Below are 25451 nucleotides of genomic sequence, written 5' to 3'. Positions count from 1 at the left end.
ACAGATTGTTAATATGTTTCTATGTCTGCACAGATGGACCGAGAGTTCGACGTCGTCACGGCCGGGAGGGCGGTCGTCGATCTCTACCCGGCGGAGGACGGTCGCCCGCCGAAGAACGTGGAGTCCTACCGCCAGTACCTCGGCGGGTCACCCACGAACGTCGCGGTCGCGGCGGCTCGCGCCGGCCTGCGCAGCGCGGTGGTGACCCGCACGGGCGACGACCTCTTCCACGACTTCGTGGTCGATCAGCTCGAGACCTTCGGCGTCGACACCCGGTGGGTCCACGCCGTCCCCGGCCGCCGGACCACGCTCGCGGTGTGCGATCTCGAGGACCCCCGCACCCCCGGACTGACCTTCTTCCGCGACACGCCACCGCCGGAGGACGCCCTCGACGTCGACGAGCTCGTGGCCGCCGCGGCCGCGTCGCGCGTCCTGTGGATCACAGCCTCCGGGTTCGCCACGACCCGGTCGGCCGCCGCGCAGACCGCTGCGATCGCCGCGGCGCACCAGGTCTTCCTGGACCTCGACTACCGGCCAGACTTCTGGCCGAGCGAACACGCCCTGCATGATCGCCTGCTGCCCGTGTTGTCCCAGGTCGATGCCGTGATCGGGAACCTGCGCGAGGTGGCGATCGCGCTCGGCGAGACGGGGACGCCGGCGGACCTCGCGCGCCGGTTGCTGAGCAGAGGGCCACGACTGGCCGTCGTCAAACAGGGGGCGGACGGGGCGCTGGCCGCCACCCGCGAGCTCCTCGTCGAGCAGCCGGCGTTCCCGGTGCGGCCGGTCAACGGGCTGGGAGCCGGCGACGCGTTCGGCGGACTGCTCCTCAAGGGCGCCGTGGCCGGCTGGCCGCTGCACGAGACGATGCGTTGCGCCGCGGCCGCAGGGGCGATCGTGACGTCGCGGCGCGCGTGCTCGGCCGCCATGCCCACGATGACCGAGGTGGCCGAGCTTCTCGAGTCACACGAGCAGCGTCGATGACCCGACCCGCCGAGGCGAGCTTCTTGTCTCAGCATGTGGCTCGCCGCTATTGTCACATTGAGTTGACATGTTGAACGTCAGAACAGGGTGAAGATGCCAGCAGGAGAAGCGGTAGTCCCAGTGGCACTCGACCGCGCCTCGCCCATTCCGCTGTACTTCCAGCTCGCCGAACAGCTGGCGGCGGCGATCGCAGGTGGCCAGGCGCAGCCGGGCGACCCGTTCGAGAACGAGGTCGCCATGAGCGAACGGCTGGGCTTGTCTCGCCCGACGGTTCGGCGTGCGATCCACCACCTCGTCGACCAAGGCCTGCTCGTGCGCAGGCAAGGGCGCGGCACCTTCGTCACCAGTCGCCGAGTACACCGGCGCGTGAGCAAAGGGAGCCTGTACGAGGACCTGTCGATTCAGGGCCGCAACCCCAGCACCAAGGTGCTGAGCCGGGCGAACGAGCGCTACCCGAAGGCCGCGGCAGCTCTCGACCTCGAACCGGACGCGGAGTTGCTGGCCCTGAGACGGCTGCGGTTCGCCGATGGCGAGCCGCTGGCGATCATGCAGAACTGGCTTCCGCCGCGCTTCATCTCGATCACGCAGGAACAGCTCGAGCAACGTGGCCTCTACTCGATGCTGCGCGATCACGGCGTCGGCTCCGTGGTCGCCCACCAGTCCATCTCGGCCCGACTGCCGACGGCGGAGGAGAGCGAGTTGCTCGGGATCTCCGGCCGGCTGCCCGTCATCGCATTGAGCCGCACGGCGTTCGAGCCGGGTGGCGCGCCGGTCGAGCATGCCGAGCACGTCTACCGATCCGACGGCTACGCGATCGATCTGGTGCTCGAGGAGAACTGACGCACCACGCGGACGCGCCGAACCTCCGTCGATCCGTAAATATGTATTGACATATTAAGCTGTAGTCAATTAGCGTCAGTGGCGGACTGCATGGCGCACCACCGTCATTCCCTTGGGCACCTGGCCCCCACGGCCGCGGGAACCTGTCCGGCGTGGCGTCGCGCGGAGTCGAACGAGAACCTAGGGAGAGGTGCGGCAGCATGGAACGGATTCCCGTCGCGATCGTCGGCTGCGGCGGTATGGGGACACGGCACCTGTTCGGCTTGTCCGAACTCGAGCGGGCCGATCTGAATCCGTTCGACCTCGTTGCCGTCTGCGACGTCGACCCTGCCCGCGCCGATCGCCTCGCCGACGAGGCACAGACGCGGCTCGGGCGCCGCCCGGCCACGTGCGCCGACCTCGACGCGGCGCAACGCCTCGGGGCGGTGGCGGTCGACATCACCACCGTGCCGCGGTTCCATCACAGCCTCGCCGCCGACGCGATCGCCCTCGGGCTCGATGTGATGGTGGAGAAGCCGGTCGGGCTCACGGTCGCGGCCGCTCGGCAGCTCAAGGACGCCGTCGCCGGATCGGATCGGATCCTCAGCGTGGCCGAGAACTTCCGGCGGGACCCGACGAATCGGCTCGTCAAGGCCCTCATCGAGGGCGGCGTCCTCGGCGAGCCGCGCTACTTCCACCAGAGCTCCGGTGGCGGCGGCGACCTGATGGCGATCTCGATGTGGCGTCATCTGAAGGCCGAGAGCGGCATCCTCTTCGACGCGGGCACGCACTACACGGACATGATGGAGTACTACCTCGGCCCCGTCGTCAGCGTCTACGCGCAGATGCGGCTGTTCGAGAAGATCCGCTACAACCCGGCGGCGACCGGCGGCGCCCCGGCCTCGAACCCCGGAGGCGTGTACGGCCAGTCCCAGGCGGCGATGCCCGCCGAGTTCGAGGCCACGGCCGACGACGCGCTGTTCGCGATGGTCAACTTCGCCTCAGGCGCCGTCGGGCAGTACGCCGAGAACCGCGCCGAGCACGGCCGCGAGAGCTGGGCCCGCAGCGTCCACGGGTCGGCGGGTGCGGTGGAGATTCCCAAGGACCGCAGCGGCCGGCCCCTCGTGCTGACCCTGGACCGCACCAAGACCTACACGGGTGCGGAGATCCTCCCGCTGGTGCCGCGGTTCCGGCTCGACGACGTGACCGCCGCGCTGTTCGGCGGCCCGCAGGCGACCGCGTACGGCCTCGACTTCGAGACCGTCGACCGACTCCTGCTGGCCGTGGAGTACGCCGAGTTCGGGAACGCCATCGCGACCCGCACCCCGCCGGAGGTCGGCCTCGAGGAGGGCATCCGGGCGATCGCGGTCTGCTACGCCATGATGGAGTCCGGCGCCGCCGGAGGCCGGATCGTCACGGTCGACGACATCCTCGACGGCTCCGTCGGCGACTACCAGGCCGGCATCGACGACGCCATCGGTCTCGGGGCGTAGCCCGTGGAGCGCTTCACCCGCATCACCGACGGCGTGTTCCTGCTCAAGGTTCCCTTCACCGGTGTGTGGACCGGCGTCACGTTGGTGCTCGGCGACGGTCCTCCGATCCTCGTCGACAGCGGAGGGTCGGCCGAGACGGTGGACTCCACGATCGTGCCGGCGCTGGCCGAACTGGGGATCGAACTCTCCGACGTCGGCCGGGTACTCGCCACCCACATCCACGGTGACCACGTCGGCGGCATCGCGCGCATGCGCGAGATCGCACCGTCGCTCGAGGTGGGCGTGTTCTCCGAGTCGGGGGCACGCATGCGGGACCCGCTCGCGTACAGCCGTGAGATCCGCGCCAGGTTCCCCGAGCACAGCCCGGCGCCGCCGCCCGTGCTCGACGGCGTCGTGCCCGACCTCCTGTTCGACGACGGCGACATGGTCGGCCCGCTGCGCGTGATCCACACGCCCGGCCACGACACCGACGCGTGCTGCTTCTTCGACGTCCGCTCCGGCACGCTGGTCACGGGCGACTCACTGCAGCTCAACGGGACGATCTCGCAGGGCTGCGCGTTGTTGTTCGACCCGGCCCGGTATCTGGACTCGCTGCACCGCCTGCTCGCGCTGCCGGTGCGCAACATCGTCTGCGGGCACCCGTACCTGCCCTTGGGCGAAGCCGCCGTCGGCGAAGAGGCGGCCCGCCGCTTCCTCGCCGGCTGTATCGGCTGTTACGAGCACGATCGCGGGTTCGTGGCCGGGATGGCGGCGGCCGGTGTCACCGACCCGCACACGGTCGCACGCGCGCTGGTCGGCAGTGTCGGCGGTGTCGAGCCGGAGAAGTTGTTCCTACCGATGCACACGGTGGCCGCCTACCAGGAGGCCGCCGAGGGAGAGCACACATGAAGGCCGCCCTGATCACCGGGGCCTCGCGTGGGATCGGCGCCGGCTGCGCGCTGGCGTTCGCCCGCGAGGGGTACCACGTCGGCGTCAACCACAGGTCTTCGGCCGCGGATGCGGAGCAGATCGCGCAGCAGTGCCGGGAGCTCGGCGTCGAGGCGGAGATCTTCGCCGCCGACGTCGCCGACGCGGGCGAAGCGCACGCGATGGTCGAACACTTCGTCGAACGCTTCGGGCGCATCGACGTCCTCGTCAACAACGCCGGTGGAGCGCTGCGGATGCCCCCTGGCGGCTTCATCGACATGCCCACCGAGTACTGGGACGGCCAGATCGCGCTCAACCTGAGCGCGGCGTCCTACTGCGCGCAGGCCGCGGCGAGGTCGATGGTCGCTCAGGAGGTGCCTGGCGCCATCGTCAACATCTCGTCGATCCACGGTGACGTCACCTGGGTCCGCCGCAAGGCGCTGCCGTACTCGGCCGCCAAGGCGGGGCTGAACATGCTGACCAAGTCGCTCGGGGTGGAGCTGATCGAGTACGGCATCAACGTCAACTGCATCGCACCGGGCCTGATCCACACCAAGGCCCTCGACCGCTACTCCGAGCGCGACCTCAACGGCTTCAACCGCAAGATCCCCTTCGGGGCCGGTGGGACGCCCGCCGACATCGCGGAGCTCGCCGTGTTCCTGGCCGACAAGTCGAAGAGTCGCTTCATCGTCGGCCAGACGATCACCGTCGACGGCGGCCAGTCGATCGACGGTGCGATCGACTCCATGCTGGACGACCCCTTCTGAGGCGCCTCGTCGGGCCCGGGCCTGATGGCGGGTGGATTGCTGGGCCCCCAGCGCCACCTTTCCGCCCGCCATCCGTCAGCAGCCCACGTGCTCGGCCGGGCGCAGCGCCCAGACCGCGGCTATCTGACACCACGACCACGCCGCAACACGCGCCGCCACGAAGATCATCGGCGATCCGCACCAGCGGGGTGTGGTCGATCGCCGATGACATGGGCTGGATGCCGGGCCGACGCGGCACCCGGGGCCTGGACGCGCTGGGTGTCATCCGGGGTGACGCGGCCCCGCGCACGCGCACCGACCGCCCCAGGGAGCCCCCTTGGCAAGGCTGACCGCGTGCTTGGCATGGCTCACCGTGTCTCGGGTGTCCCGTTTGGTCCGATCCTCAGGGCGGCCAGCCTTGCCAACATGGTGACGGGGTCAACGGCGGCCGCTCACACCGGCCACCCCTTGGAACAGCTCATCTCACTCCCCGCGTACGACCGTCATCGCCACGGACTTGGTCACGGTCTCCCCCGGGTGGATCGTCAGCTCGGTGCCGGTGAGCCGACGCGCCCGGTGCACCCCGCTGGGATAGCCCGAGGCCGGTTCCAGCGCCAGCGAGTGCGCGGTCCCGTACCAGGGGTAGTCCTGTCGCCCGCCGGACTCGTACCAGTACCAGGCGAAGGGGAAGTCCTGCCTGCTCCAGGCCAGCTCCACCCCGAGCCCGAGCTCAGGGTTGTGGATCCGCGCGCGCACCTGCTCGTCCCCGAACGAGCCGAGGAAGGCCAGCCGCGCCCCGCCGCTGCCCGCGGCGTCGAGCCGGGAGAGATCGACGTGGGAGCCGTCGACCTCGACGTGCTCGGGCCAGTGGGGCGGGGCGGCGGTGGCCGGGACGTCGTCGGGCAGGTCCGGGTGCACCACGCATCCGGTGATCGCGACCGTGGTCGCCGGCCCGATCAGCGGTGCGCCGAACGCTGGGTGCTGGCACCAGAGCACGTCGACGGGCCGGGCCCCCACGTGCGTCACGGACTCGGTGACCACGACCTGGTTGCCGCTGACGCTCACGACCTTGCTGACCGTGAACGGGCTACGCGCCAGGGCCGTCGTCAGGCGAACTCCGCCCGGCGCCGGCTCCCAGTCGAACGGAGCGAGCCAGGTCTCGCCGTGGAAGCCCCAGTCGACGCCGTGTTCGACGCAGGCGCGGCCGGCGTTAGGGAACATCGTGTTCCAGCCACCACCGGAGCGGTCGAGGGCGAGTGCCTCGGGCGCCCCGGGCAGGGGCAGCGCCCACGGCGGCCGCAGACCCCAGCGAGGGGTCCACAGCAACTCCACGCCGCCGGCGCGATCGCGGATCGAGGCGATGTCCGCGCCCTTGCCCGGGACGACGGTGACCTCGAGATCACTCGTCGACAGCCGTAGCGCCTCCCACCCGGAGACCGATGTGACCTGATGCTCGGCGGCCGCAGCCGTCATGGTTCCTCCGTACCGTTCGTCAGCGCAGGCCGGCTCGCGCCATCGACTTCATGAAATGCCGCTGGAAGATCAGGAAGATGATCAGCACCGGGATGATCGAGGAGACGGAGCCGGCCAATGCCGGCCCCAGCGACACGGTGCCGTCGTCGGACATGAAGCGGGTCAGTCCGAGTGGCACCGTGTACTTCGCCTCGTCCGTGATCATGATCAGTGCGCTCTCGTAGTCGTTCCACGTCGAGTCGAAGGTCAGGATCGCCAGGGCGGCGAGCATCGGCCGCGCCAGCGGCAGGTAGATGCGCGAGAAGATCCGCCACTCGCTCGCACCGTCGATACGTGCGGCCTCACCGAGCTCGCGCGGCGCCGCGGCGAAATGCTGCCGCAGGAGGAACGTCGCGAAGACCGATGCCATGCCCGGAAGGATCAGGGCGACGAGGGTGTCGTAGAGCCCGATCTGGCTGAAGAACATGAAGCGCGGCACCAGCAGCAGCTGGGCCGGCACCATCGACGTGGCCAGGAAGGCGATGAACAACACGTTCTGGCCCTTGAACTTCAGCTGCCCGAAGGCGTACCCGGCGAGCGTGACCACGAAGAGCTGGCCGAGAATGGTCGCCACCACGACGATGGTGGAGTTGCTGAAGTAGCGCAGCATCGACTGCTCGCCGGTCCAGACCTCGACGAAGTTGTCCCACACCAGTGGATCGGGGATCCACTGCGTCGGCACCGAGAAGATGTCCCCGTTCCGCTTCAGCGCCGAGGACAGCATCCACAGGAAGGGTGTCAGGAACAGCAGCGCGAGCAGCGACATGACCAGCCCGCGGGTCCAGTACGCGATGCGTGCCCTGCGCCGGCGCCGGATCCGGCCCGGGTGGGGCGCGGGTTGCGCCGCCTCGACGGACGCGGTGCTCATTCGTGGGCTCCTCATGTGTACAGTCCCCGGCCCCGTTGCAGACGGAACAGTCCCACCGACAACGCCAGCACGCCCAGCATGCTCATCAGACCGATCGCCGCCGCGTAGCCGAATCGGTACGAGTGGAAGCCGGCCTCGTACATGTAGTACGAGAGCACCGTGGTCGAATCGCCCGGGCCGCCGCCGGTCATGAACTGGATCAGTCCGAACGTCTGCGAGCGCCCGATGAACGAGGTGATGAGCAGGAAGGTGAGGATCGGGACCAGCCCCGGCAGCGTGACGGTGGTGAACTGCCGGAACGCCCCCGCTCCGTCGATCTTGGCGGCCTCGTACAGCTCGGGCGGCATGTCCTGCAGTGCGGCGATGACCAGGATCGCCACGTATCCGGCGCTGATCCACACCGACATGATCACGATCGCCGGCAGCGCCCAGGTCTGGGAGACGAACCACGTGGGCGGGTCCTCGATCCCGAGGGAGGTCAGCGCCTGATTCACGGGTCCCGACGTCGGGTGGAGCAGCGAGAGCCACACGGTCCCCGCCGCGATCGTGTTGACGAGGGCGGGAAGGAAGAAGATCGCCCGGATCAGGCCGCGCGCCGGCATCGGCTGGTTCAGCGCCAGGCCGAGGAGCATCCCGACGGCGACCGTGAGCGGTGTCCCGACGCCGGCGTAGAACAACGTCCTGCCGATGGACGACCAGAACATGTCGTCCTGGAAGAGCTCCTGGAAGTTGGCCAGGCCGATCCACCGGATGCCCTCGATCCCGGAGACGACATTCCAGTCGGTGAAGGCGATGAACAGGCCCGAGAACAGCGGGACCACCAGGAACGCCAGCACCAGGACGACGATCGGCACCAGGAACACCCACGGCACCCACCAGCGGTAGCCGTTGACGAGCCGGCCCGGCTTCCGGACGCGGGACGGCGTCGACGCCGTCCCGCCCGGCTTGGACACTTCTTCGAGCACAGTCACGGGTCTCATCCGTCAGGACAGCGCGGCGGCGATGGCCTCGTCGGCCTTCTGCTTCATCTCCGCGAGGCCGTCGTCGATCGACTTGGTGCGAAGCCGGATCTCGCTCTCGGTCTGCTCCTTGAGCTTGGAGATCTCGGTGTAGGCGGTCGTGATGCTGCGCACGGACAGCGGCGGCTCCGGGGCGAAGAACGTCTTCTCGAACGACTCGACGTCGAAGAGGGTGTCCGCGTCGGGCCCGAACAGGCCTTCGAACAGCTCGTCCGTCGGGTTCTCGTACTGGGCCGGTGAGACCTTCCCGGACGGCGACATGAACTGCGCTCCTTCGCCCATCCAGAACTTGACGAACGTCCACGCCGCGGACTGGTACTGGCTCTTCGAGGAGATCTGGACGTCGTCCCCGCGCACGCCGGGGTTGAAGTACGGCTCGCCGGTCACGAGGCCCGGGTAGGGCCGGAAGGTGGTACGGAAGTCGTGCGGGTATTCCTCGAGATTCTTGATGTACCGGATCGCGATCGTGCCGTCGAGCATCATGGCGAACGTTCCGTCGAGGAAGTAGTTCTGCGCGTATCCCCCGATGCCCTCGGCCGTGATCCTCTCCTGGGTGAAGATCGAGCCGTCGTCCTCCATCGCCAGGATGTCCTCGAGCCGCTGCCGGAAGAGCGGGTGGTCGAAGTTGGACTCGGTGCCGCCCTCCTTGTAGAGGTAGTCGCCGCCGAGGCCGGCGGCCTCGTGCCGAGGCACGTTGTAGGCGCCGACATCGAAACCGGCGGCCTTGAACTCCTGCGCGACCCGGTGGTAGTCGTCCACGGTCCAGTCGTACGGGATCTCGATCCCCGCGGCGTCCATCGCGTCCTGGTTGATGACGACGAAGTTCGGAAAGTGCGTCGTCGGGATCGAGTAGAGCTTGCCGTCGACCAGGGTGCTGATCGGCTCGTCCTGAACGAACGCCTTCGCCAGCTCGTCCTCGCGAGCGAGCTCGGTGAGGTCGAGCGCGAGGCCCGCCTGCGAGCGACGGACCACATCGACGGTCCCGTACGAGAAGAACACGTCGATCGGGACGCCGCCCTGCAACGCGGTGTCGAGCTTGAGGATGCCCTGTTCGTCGTTGACGTACCGGACGTACTCCACCTTGATGCCGGGGTACTTCGCCATGAACGCGGTGACCAGTTCCTGAGGACCGCTCTCGGGTGCCACGCCGCCCCAGACGACCAGCTCACCCTCGTCCGAGCCCCCCTGATCGGCGGGCGGGTTGGCACTCCCGCCACCACCACTGCCGGAACCACAGGCCGAGAGCAGGCTCGACCCGGCCATGAGCCCGAGGGCTCCGCCCAGCAGAGTGCGCCGGCTGAGCTGTCGATTGCTGCTGACCACCGTCAGACCTCCTTGTCCGGACAGCACCGACGTGCGTGACGCACACCTGACGCTGCTGCTGATTGAGGCAGCATATGAACACGTTGTTATTGTGTCAATGTCTAGAGGTGCTTACATTCTTCCACGTGCCCGTAAACGCCGACGGCCTGCGATCCGTTCGGGGAACGGACGCAGGCCGGCGGACGAGGTGCGGTCACTCCAGGGCGAACGTGACCGTCGCGCCATTGCCCGCGACGTCGTACACGACCAGCGTGTTCTCGCCCCTGACGGCGCCGAAGACGCCGGGCCGGACGCCGTTCAGGTCCGACCAGGTGTTGTCGGTCAGGTCGATCACCGTCGCGTTCAGCACGGCTTTGTCGATCTTCCCGGCGTCGTGGAGCTTGTAGCTGACCTGTGCGTAGCCCCCGCCGTCCGCCTCGACGGTGAACTGCGGGCCCTCCTTCACGGTCACCGTCGGCGCCGTGGCGTCCGCGGTGACGTCGAAGGTCGAGGTTCGCGACACGTTGCCGGCCAGGTCGCGAGCGTTGTACCGGATCGTGTAGTCGCCGTCGGCCAGCGTCACGGTCGCGGTGTGCGTGGCCGAGGCGGCGCCGTCGACCGTGGACGACGTGCTCTTCACGAGCCTGTCGCCGTCGTAGATGTTCGCCACGATCCTCGCCAGCCCGACGTCGTCGGTCGCCTCTACCTGGATCGCCAGCTCGGGCGTCGGCCCCGGCGCCGACGGCGACACCAGTGACACGTCCGGGCGTACGCCATCGGCGGGGGTGAACCCGCTGATCTTCTCGCTCAGCGGGATCGGGTTCACGCTCAACGTGTACTCGGTCTCCAGCGGTGCCGGCTGGCCCGAGCCGTCGCCGATCGTCAGCCCGTCGGCGTCAGCGGTGTACGGCTCGATGAAGGCGTACCGGGCCGTCTGCGTGTCCGGGCCCGGACGAGCCTGGAACATGAACCAGTCGGTGCCCTCGTGGTCGACGAAGTTCGGACCCGTACCCGTGCCGGTGACCTCGGTGTTCTTGCTCATGATCGGGGTCGGGTTCTTGACCCAGTTCGAGGCGGCCATCGGGTCGCCACCGGTGTACTTCAGATAGCCGATGGCGTAGTAGATGGTCCAGTAGCCGCTGGCGGAGTACGCCATGTACACCTCGCCGTCGTCGCCGTAGACGGCGGTTCCGCCCTCCACGACCTTCGGCCACCACATGTTCGGGTCGCTGGTCGACTGGGCGTACCCATGCATCTCCCAGTCGTACTCGGACTTGGTGATGATGCTCGGCTCACCGGAGAGGGTCCACGGGTTGACCATGTGGCTCATGTTGATCGTCTGGTGGAAGTCGGCCGTTCCGCGTCCCTCTTCGGCGACGTAGGTGATGTAGGTCTCGCCGGCCACTCGCATGAGCGAGATGCCCGCCACGAACTCGTCGGTGTTGAAGTCGGGATCATCGGCGTTCGTGATGCGCTGCGGGACGTTCACCTCACCGGTGACCGGGTTGCCCCAGCGGCCCAGCAGGTCGTCGCCGTCCAGCGCCTTGAGCACGTACTGGCGCTGGCCCTCGGCGGCCGGATCGTTCGGGTCGGTCGCCGACAGGTACAGGTACCACCCGGCGTTCTCCTCGCCGACCTCCTCGGCTGTCAGGTGATGCACCTCCGGCGACCACAGGTTCTGCATGTCCTCGGGAGCGAAGATCACCGACCCCACAGACTCGGACAGGTCAGAGGGGTTGGCGACCTTGTGCAGCGCCATCGTGGTACCGGACGTCGCCAGGAAGTAGTACTGCCCCTGGTGGGTGAACATGTACGGGTCCGCCGCCCGGACGAGCGGGTTGGTGAACGTCAGCTCACCCTCCGGCACCGCCGCTTCGACCGCGGGATCGACGTGCAGGGCGCTCGCCATGTCCCCGGCGAAGCCCTCCGTGCCGAGCAGGTCGGTGAGGTGGCCGAAGTCGCCGCCGGTGACCGTGAGGTCGAACGTGCCGGCCAGCACGGTCGAGCGGGACTTCGCCGGCGCGATCGTCGCCCAGAACTCGCCACCGTTCACCGTGACGTCCGCGTCGTAGTCGGCTGCGTAGCCGCTCCCGTCCTCCTCGTGGACGGCGTAGACACCCCGCATGAACGTCCCGCCGTCGATCGTGGCGGAGGCCGATCCCGAGCTCTCGCCACGGTGGGAGAGGACGACCGGCCCGTAGAACGTGCCGCCGTCGATCTGGACGGTCACCTCGGCGCTGGTCGTCACCGCCGCGGTGTTGTCGGACCCGCCGCGCAGGCCGGCCCACTGCCCGCCCTCGACCGTCACCGAGGTGACCGGCGCAGGCTCGGTGTCGTTGCTTCCGCCGACGATGCTCAGGTGGGTCTCGCCGCGCCGGGTGAACGCGGTGTCGACGCCGGCACCGATCGTCAAGGGCTCACCCATCGCATAGATGGTGCCGTCGACGGCCGGGGACTGCAGCAGCACGTTCTCGAAGGTGGTCGGACCACCCAGCCGCAGCGCGCCCTCGATCTGCAGCGCCGCGCCGTCGGCAGCGAAGTCGATGTCGCCGTCGTCGGTGGTGAGCACGGCGTGCGTGCCGTGGTCGCCCACGTCGTACCCCTCGTCGACCGTGTACTGGTCCGTCACCACCACCCGCCCGTCACCGGACAGGGCGGCGATCGCCGCACTCAGGTCACCACTGGCGTGGGACGGGCTGGAGCCGTCACCATCGCCGTCGGCGGACAGGTACACGACCTCGTCCTCGGTGACGCTGTCGAACGCGGCCGCGATCTGGTCGATCACCCCCTGGTCGGCGCCTGGCAGCCGCGTCAGCGTGCGCGCCGCACCATCGGCGGCCGACCAGTCCGCGACCGAGATCGCACCGATCCCGGTCTCGCCGATCCGCGCCCTGACCTCGCCGTCAGCACCCTCGAGCAGCGCGTTGCTCACGCTGCCGCCGAGGAGCCGAGCCATCAGCGTCTCGGTGATCCGGCCCGCGGAGGAGCGGAGCGTCCCGACCTCACCGCCGGCCACGGTCGCCACCGCACCGGACACGTCGTGGGCGGTGTCGGTACCGGCCCAGACCTGCTCGACCGCACCGCCGGCGATCGTCACGTCCGTCGTGCCGGCGAAGTCGCCGGTCAGATCGGTGATGCCGACGACGCGGGCGAACTCGCCGGACTCGATCGAGATCGAGGCGCCGTCGCTGATGCCGGCCACGCTCACCTGGCCGCCGTCGGCCACGGTGACCCCCTCGCCGATCGTCAGGTCCACACCGTCGGCCAGCAGGTCCAACGCGCCCGCGTTCGCCAGCTCGACCGAGCTGAAGGTGACGTCACGCGCGATCGCGATCTCGGCGTCGGCGGGGAAGGCGATCGAGGCCGCGCCGTCGCCGACGAACGACACCCGCCCTGCGCCGGCGGCCAGCGTGGCCGCGTCGACGTCCCAGGCGACGTCGCCGCTGATCGTGATGGCACCGCCGTCGGCGGCGAGCAGGCCCAGAGCGGTCTCGAGGCTGCCGCACGGGTGCTCCGCGGTGCACTCGCCGCCGCTGCCGTCAGCACTGACGTGGACGTCCCCGGTGTTGATCAGGACGTCGAAGATCTCCCTGAGCGCCGCGACCTGGTCCGCCGTGTGGTGCTGCCCCGCGAAGCGCACCGTCCGGACCGCCGCGAACTCGAGGATCTGCTGGTGGCGATCTTCCCCGCCCCAGGCGTTCTCGGCCTCGATGGCGCCCCAGTCCACGCCGTCGAGCGTGAGGTCGACGTCCTCGACCACGTTGTTGATGTCGATCGTGTTGACGTGACCGCCGGTGAGCTCGACATCGGCACTGCCGACGAGGTAGCGGGTCACATCGCCGGCCGTGTGCAAGGCACCCACGCGGCCACCGGTCATCGTGATCTCGGTGCTGCCCGAGTAGTGGTTCTCGAGCGATGCCCCGAAGATCTCCTGGACGATGCCGCCGTTGAGCGTGATGTGAGAGGTGCCGGTGTAGGTCTGCGTCCCGGCGCCCTTGCCCCGGCTGAAGCCCACCACCTTGTAGAAGGTCCCCGAGTCGATCGTGATGTGCGAGTCGGCGTCGAGCGCGGTGTCCTCCGCGGACGGCCCGTGATAGCCACCCACCACGAAGACCTGCCGGACCCCTGGCGTGGGCACGCTCTGCATCGAGACGCCCTCGCCGAAGGTGATCGGGTTCCAGTTCGCGGCGAAGACGGCCCACTGCGAGGTGACGACACCCAGGTCCGCGAAGGTCGTGGGTCCCGCGAGGTTGTACTCGATGAACGGCGTGTTTCCGAAGATCAGTCGGCCCGGATAGTCCGTCTCGCCGTCGGAGCTGGTCACGAGGATGTCGCCGGTGTGTGCGGGCTCGGTGATCGAGAGTTCGAGCCGGTAGTCGCTCATGATGACGATGCGGCCACCGTCGGGAGTGACCTTCCGCAGCGCCTGGGTGAGCGTGCGCAGGGGTTGGTCCGGGTCGGTTCCAGGAGAGGTGTCGTCGCCGCCGGCCTGGTCGAGGTAGACGACGGTCTCGTCGGCGGCGGAGGCCGACGGCGCAACGAGGCCGGAGAAGACCAGGGCAACGGCAGCGACCATGGCGGCCAGAGTGGTGGACACACGCGTCATCGGGGCTCCACGGGGGTGAGTGGGTGCTCGGGTCTCCACGACGTGAGTGGATGTCGCCTGTGGTGCAAATGTAAGAACAATTCAGTTGTTCTTACGTTACGGTATCGGTCCTCGCGCAGGAGGTCAAAGGTTCGCGGCGGGGCGATTCCCGGAGCGCGACCGAGGGCCGCGGCTGGTCAGCCACGGCCCTCAGTGCGATGCCCCCGTCGGCGGGGGTCGGATCGGTCTAGCTCACGCCCAGCGGCGCGGCCGGCTCCGTCGGCCGCGGGACGTCGATCTCCCCGGCGATCGAGGTGAGGCCCTTGTCGAGGGCGTCCCAGCTCTCGAGCGTGCGGAGCACCTCCAGGCGGAACGCCGTCGGCCAGGCGGGCAGCCATTCGCACGGCTTGAACTCGGTGACGACCGGCCGGCCCCAGCGGGTGTGGAAGATGGCCTCGTCCTGGGAGCCCGCCGGCCGGACCCGGCCACGGACCGCCAGGGTGCCGTCGGAGACCAGCTGGTTGGCCCCGACCCACAGCGCCAGCGCCCGCTCGTGCCACTGGGGGTTCCCGGTGAGCTCGGCGAGCTCCAGGAACGACAGCACGTCGTGCAACGAGTACTGGTCGACCGCGGTGTGGGCCGTCGACACCGACGTCATGCCGAAGGTGTCGATGCCGACCTGGTGGAGCAGGCTGCCCTCCGGGTACCGCACGGTGAAGTGCATCATCCACGTACTCAGGTACCACGCCGTGGTCTCGGCCGCCTCGAGGTAGCGATGCTCACCAGCGAGCCGGTGCAGGCGGAGCGCCGAGATCAGCAGCGGGCTGGAGGATTCCTTGTCGATGCAGTAGGTGTCGAGCGCTCCGGCGGTGGTGTACCCGTCGCGCACCAGCTCGTCGTAGTAGAAGTCGAAGGCACGCTTCGCGCTCTCCAGGTAGCGCTCCTCGTGCGTGATCTCGTACGCCCTCAGCAAGGCGGGAACGAGGAAGCAGCCGACGGTGCCGCCCTCGCGGAACACGCTCCCGTCAGGGTTCCAGGCCTTGGCGAACTGCCCGTTCGCCTTCTGCTCGCGCAGCGCGAAGTCACAGATCCCCAACGCGACGCTCTTGTAGTGCTCGCGCGGCGTTCCGGCCCGCTCCGCCAGCAGATAGGCGTCCAGCAGGTACTCCGCGGCGCCACCGAGGTTGCAGGCGTCGATCGGGAAGATGCGCTTGCCGTCGGGGCCGGTGACGAACTCCGGGTGGTACTCCTCGTACGGGAGCTCCTTCCCGGGCTCCTTGCTCTGCACGAGCGTCTCGACGGGCGTCTCCATCACGCCGTCCACCTCGGGAGAGATGTTGAACTTGATGCGGATCATGCCGTTCGGCAGCACGAACCTGCACCAGTGGTCCAGCACGCTCAGCCCCTTGTCGCGGGCATCCTCGTCGCCGCTTCGCAGGTACTCCTCCAGGAGCGCCACCGACAGCGACGCGCTCTGACCGACCCAGCCGATCTCGTACTTGGAGATCCTCGTCTTGCCGAACGCGGTGACGTCCTCGTGCCAGCCGCAGCCTCGGTTGATGCTGATGAAACCGTCCGGCTCCTGAGTCCAGAGGAACTTGGTGTACGCGATGCTCAGGTCGTAGAGCCGCTGCGGTCCGAGCGGTTCCTGAACCGGGTGGCCGTAGTACCGCAGGGCGAAGTCGAGCAGCGGCTGGTAGTCCAGGTGCGGCCGTGGCGCCGCGAAGCCGCCGATCACCGCCTGGAAGGTGCGCCTCGGCTTCATCGTGCCCTGGTAGGAGTCCTTCCAGAAGTGGCGATGCAGCACCTGCGGGCCCTCGACCTCGGGCCACAGCAGCGTGTGGCGCTCGACGTCACCCTCGCGCGTGAGCGAGCAGCTGACGGCGTCGTCGAGAGCGCCCGACAGCACGACCGCCTGCCCGCCCGCGGCCGAGTAGGTGCAGGCCGGGATCGTGCCTCGGTGCCACGCCCAGGTCCAGGGTGTGCCGTCGGAGGCCCTGTCACCCACGTACTCGGGCGTGTCTCCCCAGCCGTTGCCGTTGTAGCTGATGCCCGGCACCATCGTGAACTCCGGCGCGAAGGCCGTCTCGAGCTCCATCCGCATCGAGTCGGTCGGCTCGTCGCACACCCGCTCCCACAGCCAGAACCCGTTCTCGATCGGTGTGAAACTGTCGCTGGCCCCCGCGCACCCCAGCACTCGCAGGACCGGGGCACCGTCGCGCCTCAGCGTCCACTCATCGGCTTCACGAACGAACTCGTACTGATCGTTGGTCACCGTTCATCCTCAAGGTCTAGTCGAACGCGACAAGGCACATGCCGGCACCCGACGACGCACGCAGCACCGTCACGGAAGCGGCACTCGCCGCTCGACCTTATGTTCATAAGATCTGAATGTCAATACATTTATACGTTGGCGAAGGTAGGGGCAGCGGCAGATCGTGAACGTGCCGGCGTGGCACCCGCGCGTCCCCGGCGCACGGGGCAAGGCACGCACCGGCCGGCTCCCCGGCCGTCACGGTCGTCCGGGTCTCGAGGGTGCCCGCGAACCCGTGGCCGGGGCCGCAACACCAGGCGCAGATCTTCGAGAATGCCCTGCAGGGGTCCGGCTGGCGGCGCGGACACTGAGCGAGCCGGCAGCGGCGGCCCAGCGGAGCCGTTCGGCGTCGGCGTCGACAGGTAGTCCGACCAGGTCAACAGCTCCCCGGGGCCTGGTCGTGCTCGCCCCGCCGGGGCTCACGGCCGTGTGTTTCCGCGAGCACGGCTGACCAGGACGGCGACCGATCCCCCTCAGTTGCCACTCCCTCCTGCCGTGCGGCCCGGCTCCACGTAGCCGACGTCGAGGAAGCCGACGGCGTCGGCGTCGGCCGGGTCGTCGCCGGTCCAGCACCACAGCCGACCGGTGCGTCGTCCGTCCGGCAGCGCGGTTCGCAGCACGACCGGCTCGCTGAGCGCGAACGGCTCAACGGTGAGCGGCGCGGACTCGCAGTCTGGCTTGGTGTCGTGGCCCGGACGGCGCGCGCCGGCCGGGGTCCAGACGGCGCGGACGGTCGTGTGCAACCGGCCGGGTCCGTGGTGCGAGACCCGCACCGGGACCTCGAACTCGGCGTCGCCGGGTGCGAGGTCGGTGCCGGCGGCCAGCGGCTCGACGTCGAAGACGAGCGTGGTCGGCGCGTGGACGATCGACGGGTCGAAGCCGCCGAGGTCCTTCGCGGACCGGTCCTCGGCGAGCAGCCCGGCGCTCTCGTGCTCGACGTCGGCCAACTCGGTGTAGACGTACCCGGCGATGCGGTCGTGGCGGCGCAGCTCCTGGGTCTGCCAGCGCAGCTGCCAGCCGCGTTCCAGGCTGGTGAAGCCGCCGCCGTACTCGCTGTTGAGGAACGGCACGCCGGACCGCGGCACGGCGTCGTCGGCGTAGATCGCCTTGTCCTCGACGTGGTCCGGGCCGAGCCGCACCGGGAACGCGGCGCGCTCGCCGGAGGCCAGCGCGGCCACCGTCCGCGCCCACGTCGCCGGGTCCTCCTCGTAGTGGTGCCAGTCGACGAGGTCGGTGCGCACGTGCGTCCAGCCGGAGTTGTCGACGATCGGGCGGGTCCGGTCGAGCGCCGCGAGCAGGTCGTAGGCGTGACGGACGGCGTCGCGTTTGCGCTCGTCGCCGGGGACGTCCCAGTCCAGCCCCCACTCCTCGTTGTAGAGGCCCCACACGACGATCGACGGGTGGTTGCCGTCGCGGCGCACCATCGCGGCCAGCTGGTCCTCGAACGCCGCGCACCCGGCGTCGGTGAACCGGCTGGTGCTGGCCGGCTCGGCCCAGACCAGCATCCCGGTGCGGTCGGCCTCGTGCAGCCAGCGCGGGTCCTCGAACTTGAGGTGCTTGCGAACCAGGTTGAACCCGGCCGCTGCGGCCAGCCGGAGGTCCTCACGCAGCGCCTCCGGACCGGGCGCGGTGAGCCCGGCGCCGGGCCAGTAGCCCTGGTCGAGCACGCCGCGGACGTAGAGCGGCTCGCCGTTGAGCCGCAGCCGGTCGCCGTCGGCCTCGATGCGGCGCAGCCCGGTGTGCGCGGCGAGTGTGTCGGCTCCGTCGGCGGTGCGCAGTGTGACGTCGACGCGGTACAGGTGCGGGTCCGCGGGCGACCACGGCCGCGGCCGCTCCAGCGGCAGCCGCCCGCGCGCCACGCCGGTCTCGTCGCAGGTCAGCTCGACGGCGACGCCCTCGGTGTGCAGCGTGACGACCGCACCGGCGGCCAGCGGGCCGGCCGCCGTCACCGTCGCGTCGATGCCGGTGAGTGAGTCGCCGCGCAGCTCGACCGCGTCGACGTAGGTGGCCGGCCGGCGCTCCAGCCACACCGGCTGCCAGATGCCGGAGGTGGGGGTGAAGCTGACGCCGTCGTAGTCGTCGCGCGGGATCGAGCGCTGCTTGCCGTGCGGGATCTCCCGCTTGTCCGCCGGAGCGTGGACGCGCACGACGATCTCGGCCCGCTCCCCCGCCCCGGTGACGGCGCCGAGGTCGAACTCGAACGGCGTGTAGCCGCCGGTGTGCCGGCCCAGAGGCTCACCGTTCACCCAGACCGTCGCCTCGTGGTGGACCGCGCCGAAGCACAGGAACGCGTGCTCGCCCGCCCAGGAGGGCGGAAGACTCACCGTCGTCCGGTACCACGCTGTCTCCAGCCAGGTCCGCCGCACGCCCGACGCCGGCGTCTCCCACGCGAACGGCACCACGATCGACTCCGGCCACGGCCCGGCCTGCAGGTCGCCGGGACCGGCGGCGCCGGCCTCGTCGTCGGGCCGGAACTCCCAGCGTCCGTCGAGCGGGAGCCAGGCGGCGGAGCGGTCGCGGTCCGGGCGGGGGTACTCGTGCTGGTGCGTCACGGATGGAGCCTTTCGTCCGATGGTCGGGGCGCGGTCAGCCTTTGACCGAGCCGGCGAGAATGCCGTTGATGAAGTGGCGCTGCAGCAGCACGAACACCACGAGCAGCGGGACGAGCGCGATCGAGCTTGCGGCCAGCAGCTCGCCCCAGACGGTGGCGAAGTCGGCGCCGATGCGGTTGCCGGTGATGTTCTGCGCGAGCGTGGCCAGCACGACCTGCAGGGTCTGCATCGACTCCTGCGACGTGACCACGACCGGCCAGACGAAGTCGTTGTAGATGTTCATCACGGTCAGGACGGCCAGCCCTGCCAACCCAGGCCGGATCACCGGCATCACGATCGAGACGAAGATGCGGAACTCCCCGCATCCGTCGACCCGGGCAGCGTCCAGCAGCTCGTCCGGGACGGCCGCGATGACCTGCCGCATCCAGAAGATCGCGAACGCGTCGACGGCGCCGGGCAGCACCAGCGCCTGGTAGGTGTTGACCCAGCCCAGCTCGCGCATCTGCAGCAGCAGCGGCACGACCAGGACGATGGTCGGCAGCATCAGCGTCAGCAGGACGGCGCCGAAGATCACGTTCTGGCCGGCGAACCGGTACTTCGCGAACGCGAACCCGGCGAGCGGGGCGAAGAACAGCGTCAACCCGCCCTTGAGCACCAGCACGATCGCGGTGTTGAGGAAGCCCGACGCGATCGGGACGTCCTCGAACATCGCCCGGTAGTTGCCGAGCGTGAAGGCGCCCGGGTCGAAGCCGAGAGGGTCGGTGATGATCGTCGCCGGCTGCTTCAGCGACGACAGCAGCGCCCACATCACCGGCGCGAGGAACGCCGCCGTCAGCACGATCAGGAAGACGTGCGACGCGACGGCCGGCCGGCGGGTCATCAGTCCCGCTCCCGGAGCAGCCGGACGAACAGCAGCGAGATCAGCATCACGAGCGCCACCAGCAGGAACGAGTTGGCCGAGCCGGTACCGAGGTCGGACCGGCCGAGGTGGTCGTAGAGGTAGAGCCCGGCCGTCGTGGTGGACCCGTACGGCCCGCCGTCGGTGACGACGTACGGCTCGGCGAACATCTGGAACACCGCCAGCGTCTGCATGACGACGAGGAACAGCACGACCCGGCGGACCAGCGGCACCGTGATGCTGACCAGCTGCCGGGTCCGCGACGCGCCGTCCAGCTCGGCCGCCTCGTACACCGACGCCGGGATCGACTGCAGCCCGGACAGCAGGATCACGATCGCGAACCCGGTCGTCTTCCACAGGAACAGCAGCGCGAGCGTCGGCTTCGCCCACACCGTCGACGTCAGCCAGTCGATCTCCGGCAGCCCGACGGCGCCGAGCAACTGGTTCACCGCGCCGTAGTCGGCGTCGAACACGACGATCCAGATCTGCGCCATCGCCACCAGGGGCGTGACGAAAGGCACCAGTGCGACGGTGCGGTAGAAGCCGCGCAGCCGCAGTTTCGCGTTGTTCAGCAGCACCGCCGCGAGCAGCGCGACCACGACCTGTACCGGCACGATGAGCAGCCACAGCACCGCCGAGTTGGCCAGCGAGGACCAGAACGCCTCGCTGCCGAGCAGGTACGTGTAGTTGTCCCAGCCGACCCAGCGGGCCGGGCCGGACCCGCTCCAGGCGGTGAAGCTGAGCCGGAAGGTGTAGATCAGCGGGTACACGCTGAACGCGAGGAAGATCGCCACGAACGGCAGCACGAAGACGTACGGCGCCAGCCGCCGCCTGGACGGGCGCCCGCGGCGGCGCCGGGCCGGCGCCGCCGCGGTTCGTCCGCGCACCTCGGTGCTGGTCACAGTCACGACGCGCGTTCCACCAGGTTGGCCTGGATCTGCTCGGTGGACTCGGCGATGACCTGCTCCGGCGTCAGCTCTCCGTCGAACATCCGCTGCAGGTTGTTCCCGAGGTACTCGACGGCGCCGGCCCACCAACTCGGGATCGGCGTCCCGCCGGGGATCTGCGCTCCGGCCTCGATCGCGATCGGCCAGAGGTCCTGGCCGCCGAGCGCGTCGAGCGGTCCGAACAACGGCGCGGCCGGGTCGGCGGCCGGCGCGTAGCTGGGCACCGACGTGTTGAGGCCGTCCGGGTAGATCGCGTTGGGCCCGTAGACGGCCTGGAAACCTTCCGGGTCGAACACCAGGAACTCGTAGAACAACCAGGCCAGCTCCGGGTTCTCCGCGTCGCGCGGGATGACGAAGCTGGACCCGCCCATCGCGCCGCTGCGCGCGCCGCCCTCGGTCCACGCCGGCAACGGCATCGCCCGCCACTGCCCGGTGGTCTGCGGCAGCAGCTGCTGCGGCGCGAAGTCCCACCAGATCGCCCACGGGACGAAGACCTGCTGCCCGCTCTCCAGCGTCGCGAGGTCGGCCGGACCGAGGTACTCCGCGCGGGTGCCGAGGCCGGCCTCGTTCACCTCGTCGAGCCAGGTCAGGATCTGCCGGTACTCGGGCGAGTCCAGCCGCAGCTCGCCGTCCGCGTCGGCCAGGCTGGTGCCCAGCTGGCTGGCGAACATCTCCAGCCAGAGCTGGCCGAGGAACGGCTCCTTCTCCAGGTGGATCGGCGCGGCGTCGGGCCGTGCCGCCTTGATCTGCTCCGCCGCGGCGAACAGGTCGTCGTAGGTCTCGATCGACGCCGGGTCGATGCCGACGTCCTCGAGGATGTCCGCACGGTAGTAGAGCAGCCCGGGGTTGAGGTCCCACGGCACGCCGTAGATGTGTTCGCCGACGGTGTTGACCTCGACCTTCTGCGCCGCGATGTCGTCGAGGTACGGCTCCAGCACGGCGGAGAGGTCGTAGAAGTGGTCCGACAGCCCGGCCACCTTCGCGTCGTCGAGAAACACACCGTCGGGCACATCGGCGGCGGCGATCAGTGTGTTCGGCAGCTTGGTGTCGATGTCGACGGCCTCGTGGTGCACGACGATGTCCGGGTAGCGCTCGGTGAACCGCTCGATGACGCCGTCGAAGACCTCGTACAGGTCGCCGGAGCGGTCCCAGATGGTGATCTCGCCGGCCGGCGCGTCGGTGTCCGGCGCGGCCAGTGTGCCTTCGGCCGGGCCGGTGCCGCCGTCGCCGGACTCGGCGTCGGAGCTGACCTCGGGCCCGCAGGCGGCCAGCAGAACGGTGGCCAGGCCGGCGGCTGCCGCCCACGTCCATCCTCGAGTCTGGTTGCGCTTCATGACACTCCCTTGTGTGGACAGCCAGCGCGTTTGCAACGTGGCAAAGAATGTAGCGCAATTTTCCACGTTGCAAAAGCTCTCCCGAACCGGGATCATGGACGGGCAGCCGAGCGGGAGGTGTGGATGAGTCAGGTCACCGTGAAGGACGTCGCCCGGCTGGCCAAGGTGTCGCCCCGCACCGTGTCGAACGTCGTGAACGACTACACCCACGTCAGCGACGACGTCCGGCGCCGCGTCCTCGCCGCCATCGACGAACTGGGCTACCGGCCCAACCTCGTCGCCCGCAACCTGCGCACCGGGCGCACCGGCCTGCTCGCCCTGATCGTCCCCGAGATCGACGTCCCCTACTTCAGCGAGCTGGCCCGCGCGGTCATCGACGCCGCGTCGGCGCACGGCTACCGGGTGATGATCGACCAGACCGGCCACGACCACGAGCGGGAACGGCAGCTGCTGACCGGCACCGACCGCACCATGCTGTTCGACGGCGTCCTGTTCAGCCCCCTGGTCACCCAGGACGAGATCGCCGACCTCGACAGCAGCACCGTCCTGCCGACGATCCTGCTCGGCGAGCACACCTTCACCGGCCGGTTCGACCACATCGCCATCGACAACACCCGGGCCGCCCACGAGGCCACGACCCACCTCGCCGCGACCGGCCGGCGCCGCATCGCCGCCGTCGGGGCGCAGCCGCGCGAGACCTACCGCACGCCCCGTCAGCGCACCGCCGGCTACCTCAGCGCCCTCGCCGACGCCGGCCTCCCCCGCGACGACGACCTCGTCGTGCCGGCCGCCCGCTACCACCGCCGCGACGGCTACGACGCGACGCGGCGGCTGCTCGCACTGGACGTGCCACCCGACGCGATCTTCTGCTACTCCGACCTGCTCGCGATGGGCGCCATGCGGGCGGTCCAGGACGCCGGGCTGCGGATCCCCGACGACGTCGCGATCATCGGCATCGACGACATCGAGGAGGGCCGGTTCGCGACCCCGTCGCTGAGCACCGTCGCCCTCGACAAGGACGTCATCGCGACCCGCGCACTCGAGCAGTTGGTGCGCCGCATCGAGGACCCCACGCGCCCCGCCACCCAGATCGTCGTCCCGCACCAGCTGATCGAGCGCGACAGCACCCGCCGCTGGTAGTCACGAGGCGTACACGCCCGACGCCGCCTGGTGGCGCGACCGGTTCAGACGCCCAGGTCGGCGTACTTCGCGCCGATCGCATGGGCACGGCGGTTCCATCCGCGGATCACGGCGGCTGGTCCGTGCCGCCGTAGGCCAGGCCTGACTGGTAGGCGATGACGACGAGCTGCGCGCGGTCGCGGGCCTGCAGCTTCGTCATGGCGCGCTGCACATGGGCGCGGACGGTGAAGGGGCTGAGGAACATCCGCTCGGCGATCTCCTGGTTGGACAGGCCGGTCGCGACCAGGGCCACCATCTCACGTTCGCGCGGGGTGAGCGCGTCGAACTGCTCGGGCCGATGCCAGGGCGGGTCGTCGGCAGGTGTGGCCAGGAAGCGGGCGATCAGTGCGCGGGTCGCGGCGGGCGAGAGCAGGGTCTCGCCGCCGGCGATCGTGCGGACGGCGTCGAGCAGGTCGGCCGCCCCGATACCCTTGCCGATGAAGCCGCTCGCTCCCGCGCGCAGCGCCTGGGCGACGTGCTCGTCGGTCTCGTAGGTCGTGAGGATCAGGATGCGAGTGGCCTGCAGCTCCGGGTCCGCACAGATCTCGGCGGTGGCGGTGAGGCCGTCCACGCCGGGCATCCGGATGTCCATGACCACCACGTCCGGGTGCAGCTCTCGGGTGAGGCTCACCGCTTCCCCGCCGTCGGCGGCCTCGCCGACGACGGTGAGGTCGTCGGCGACGTCGAGCAGCGTCCGGAACGCTTGGCGCAGGAGGGCCTGGTCGTCGGCAAGGAGCACCCGGACCGTCATCGGGTGCTCCTCACGGCCGGGAGCGGCAGGTCGGTGGAAACGAGGAAGCCCCCTTCCGGGCGCCGGCGCGCGGAGAGTTGCCCGCCGACCGCGGCGGCGCGTTCGCGCATCCCGATCAGGCCGAAGCCGGGTGGCCGGTCCGGCGCCGGAGGAGCGTCGTTCCCGTCGTCGGCGACGGTGATGGTCAGGCGGTCGCGGTTCCAGTCGAGGCCCACCCGGGCACTGCCGGAGCCGGCGTGCTTGGTCACGTTCGTCAACGCCTCCTGGATGATGCGGTAGGCGGTGAGGTCCACTCCCGGTGGCAGCGGCCTGGCCGTGCCTTCCTGGTGCATCGAGACGTCCAGGCCCGCGCGACTGAACGACTCGAGGAGGGTGGGAAGCCGGGACAGTCCGGGCGCCGGTTCGGCGGGTGCGACCGCGTCGCCCGACTGGCGCAGCAGGCCGACCGTGGCCCGCAGGTCGTCGAGTGCGTTCCTGGTGGTTTCGATGACGTCCTCCAGGCTCGTGCGGGTCTGCTCGGGGCGTACGTCGAACATCTGGGCGGCGACCATGGCCTGGGCGTTGGCCAGGGTGATCTGGTGGGCCACGAGATCGTGCAACTCCCGGGCGATGCGCACCCGTTCCTCGGCGACCCTCCGGCGCGCTTCGCTCTCCCGGCTCTTCTCGGCGCGGCGGGCCCGCTCCTCGACGGCGCCCAGGTAGGCCCGCCGGTTCTGCACCGACCACCCGAGCACGCCGGCCACCAACGGGACCGCGATCACTGTGCCCAGCCGCGTCACGTCCTGCCACGACAGGGTCTCGACGAGAGGGGTCGTCGAGACCAGCAGCGCCGCTGACAGGGGGATGGCGACCGCCGCCCGCCTCTCGTCGCGCACCGCGAGGGCGTAGGCGGCGACCGCGATCGGGGCGACGACGAGCGGCGTCAGCAGCAGGTCCACTGGGGCCACCGCCATGCCGCACAGGGTCGTAGCGGCGAGGGCGGCCAGCGGTACGCGGTGCCGCAGCGGCAGCACAGCACATGTCAGCACCGCGACGACGTACGCCGCGGCCGGCGGCGGCCCGAACGTGCCGTCGGCGTGCGCGACGCCGCCGGAGAGACAGAGCACGAACGTGGCGGCGAGGATCGCCGTCTCCCGCCACCACGGTGCGCGTGGTCGCGGGAGGGAGGCGTCTGCACTCGTCATGGCGATCCCACGATACGAGGCCGTTCCCCAGGCGGGCATCGTTCCCAGGAACCGCCTGTCC

The 25451-nt window shown here is 69.8% G+C and carries 18 protein-coding genes; 6 read left to right on the top strand and 12 right to left on the bottom strand.

Annotation, left to right across the window (positions count from 1 at the left end):
* The first annotated feature begins 21 nt into the window (after positions 1 to 21).
* The 5 genes from BLV02_RS33490 to BLV02_RS33470 all read left to right on the top strand — a co-directional run bounded on the left by BLV02_RS33490 (position 22) and on the right by BLV02_RS33470 (position 4966).
* Positions 22 to 981, top strand: a complete 960-nt coding sequence (locus BLV02_RS33490) for a PfkB family carbohydrate kinase (RefSeq protein WP_083288646.1) — start codon at positions 22 to 24, stop codon at positions 979 to 981.
* Positions 982 to 1101: 120 nt separating this feature from the next.
* A complete protein-coding gene (locus tag BLV02_RS33485) occupies positions 1102 to 1821 on the top strand; it encodes a GntR family transcriptional regulator (protein ID WP_216094227.1) in 720 nt (239 codons plus the stop codon).
* A 152-nt stretch (positions 1822 to 1973) separates the two neighbouring features.
* On the top strand, positions 1974 to 3293 hold the full coding sequence (locus tag BLV02_RS33480) for a Gfo/Idh/MocA family protein (protein ID WP_141711576.1): 1320 nt from the start codon (positions 1974 to 1976) through the stop codon (positions 3291 to 3293).
* Positions 3294 to 3296: 3 nt separating this feature from the next.
* Positions 3297 to 4181, top strand: coding sequence for an MBL fold metallo-hydrolase (locus BLV02_RS33475; RefSeq protein ID WP_069111513.1), 885 nt, complete (start codon positions 3297 to 3299; stop codon positions 4179 to 4181).
* The gene (locus tag BLV02_RS33470; protein WP_069111514.1) at positions 4178 to 4966 is read left to right on the top strand and encodes an SDR family NAD(P)-dependent oxidoreductase; all 789 of its coding nucleotides are present in this window, start codon (positions 4178 to 4180) and stop codon (positions 4964 to 4966) included. The genes BLV02_RS33475 and BLV02_RS33470 overlap by 4 nt, the downstream gene beginning before the upstream one ends.
* A gap of 462 nt (positions 4967 to 5428) precedes the next feature.
* Here BLV02_RS33470 and BLV02_RS33465 read toward each other — a convergent pair whose 3' ends face one another.
* From BLV02_RS33465 to BLV02_RS33420, 10 genes are all read right to left on the bottom strand, one after another.
* Complete coding sequence (locus tag BLV02_RS33465) at positions 5429 to 6418, bottom strand: aldose 1-epimerase (RefSeq protein ID WP_069111515.1); 990 nt, start codon at positions 6416 to 6418, stop codon at positions 5429 to 5431.
* 19 nt (positions 6419 to 6437) lie between these two features.
* Entirely contained in the window at positions 6438 to 7325 is an 888-nt protein-coding gene (locus BLV02_RS33460) for a carbohydrate ABC transporter permease (RefSeq protein WP_083288647.1), read from the bottom strand.
* Positions 7326 to 7336: 11 nt separating this feature from the next.
* A complete protein-coding gene (locus BLV02_RS33455; RefSeq protein ID WP_069111516.1) occupies positions 7337 to 8296 on the bottom strand; it encodes a carbohydrate ABC transporter permease in 960 nt (319 codons plus the stop codon).
* A 12-nt stretch (positions 8297 to 8308) separates the two neighbouring features.
* Complete coding sequence (locus BLV02_RS33450; protein ID WP_141711578.1) at positions 8309 to 9667, bottom strand: ABC transporter substrate-binding protein; 1359 nt, start codon at positions 9665 to 9667, stop codon at positions 8309 to 8311.
* Between the two features lie 193 nt (positions 9668 to 9860).
* The gene (locus BLV02_RS36935) at positions 9861 to 14252 is read right to left on the bottom strand and encodes an Ig-like domain-containing protein (RefSeq protein ID WP_069111518.1); all 4392 of its coding nucleotides are present in this window, start codon (positions 14250 to 14252) and stop codon (positions 9861 to 9863) included.
* Between the two features lie 226 nt (positions 14253 to 14478).
* Positions 14479 to 16506: a YyaL domain-containing protein gene (locus tag BLV02_RS33440; RefSeq protein ID WP_069111519.1), complete on the bottom strand. Its 2028-nt coding sequence runs from the start codon at positions 16504 to 16506 to the stop codon at positions 14479 to 14481.
* Between the two features lie 512 nt (positions 16507 to 17018).
* Positions 17019 to 19097: a glycoside hydrolase family 2 protein gene (locus tag BLV02_RS33435; RefSeq protein ID WP_069111520.1), complete on the bottom strand. Its 2079-nt coding sequence runs from the start codon at positions 19095 to 19097 to the stop codon at positions 17019 to 17021.
* Between the two features lie 34 nt (positions 19098 to 19131).
* Positions 19132 to 19977, bottom strand: a complete 846-nt coding sequence (locus BLV02_RS33430) for a carbohydrate ABC transporter permease (protein ID WP_069111521.1) — start codon at positions 19975 to 19977, stop codon at positions 19132 to 19134.
* A complete protein-coding gene (locus BLV02_RS33425; protein ID WP_069111522.1) occupies positions 19977 to 20903 on the bottom strand; it encodes a carbohydrate ABC transporter permease in 927 nt (308 codons plus the stop codon). Before BLV02_RS33425 ends, BLV02_RS33430 begins: the two co-directional genes overlap by 1 nt.
* Positions 20900 to 22276, bottom strand: a complete 1377-nt coding sequence (locus BLV02_RS33420; RefSeq protein WP_069111523.1) for an ABC transporter substrate-binding protein — start codon at positions 22274 to 22276, stop codon at positions 20900 to 20902. Before BLV02_RS33420 ends, BLV02_RS33425 begins: the two co-directional genes overlap by 4 nt.
* 123 nt (positions 22277 to 22399) lie before the next feature.
* Between BLV02_RS33420 and BLV02_RS33415 the strand changes: the two genes are divergently transcribed.
* Positions 22400 to 23416 (top strand): LacI family DNA-binding transcriptional regulator, encoded by a 1017-nt coding sequence (locus BLV02_RS33415; RefSeq protein WP_069111524.1) that lies wholly within the window; start codon positions 22400 to 22402, stop codon positions 23414 to 23416.
* Between the two features lie 106 nt (positions 23417 to 23522).
* Here BLV02_RS33415 and BLV02_RS33410 read toward each other — a convergent pair whose 3' ends face one another.
* A complete protein-coding gene (locus BLV02_RS33410; protein WP_069111525.1) occupies positions 23523 to 24206 on the bottom strand; it encodes a response regulator transcription factor in 684 nt (227 codons plus the stop codon).
* Complete coding sequence (locus tag BLV02_RS33405) at positions 24203 to 25390, bottom strand: sensor histidine kinase (protein WP_069111526.1); 1188 nt, start codon at positions 25388 to 25390, stop codon at positions 24203 to 24205. Before BLV02_RS33405 ends, BLV02_RS33410 begins: the two co-directional genes overlap by 4 nt.
* Positions 25391 to 25451: the final 61 nt, after the last annotated feature.

The sequence above is a fragment of the Jiangella alba genome, from assembly GCF_900106035.1.
GTDB classification, from domain to species: Bacteria; Actinomycetota; Actinomycetes; order Jiangellales; family Jiangellaceae; genus Jiangella; species Jiangella alba.
The sequence above is the reverse complement of the archived record's forward strand: the minus strand, read 5'-3'. Positions and strand labels throughout refer to the sequence as shown.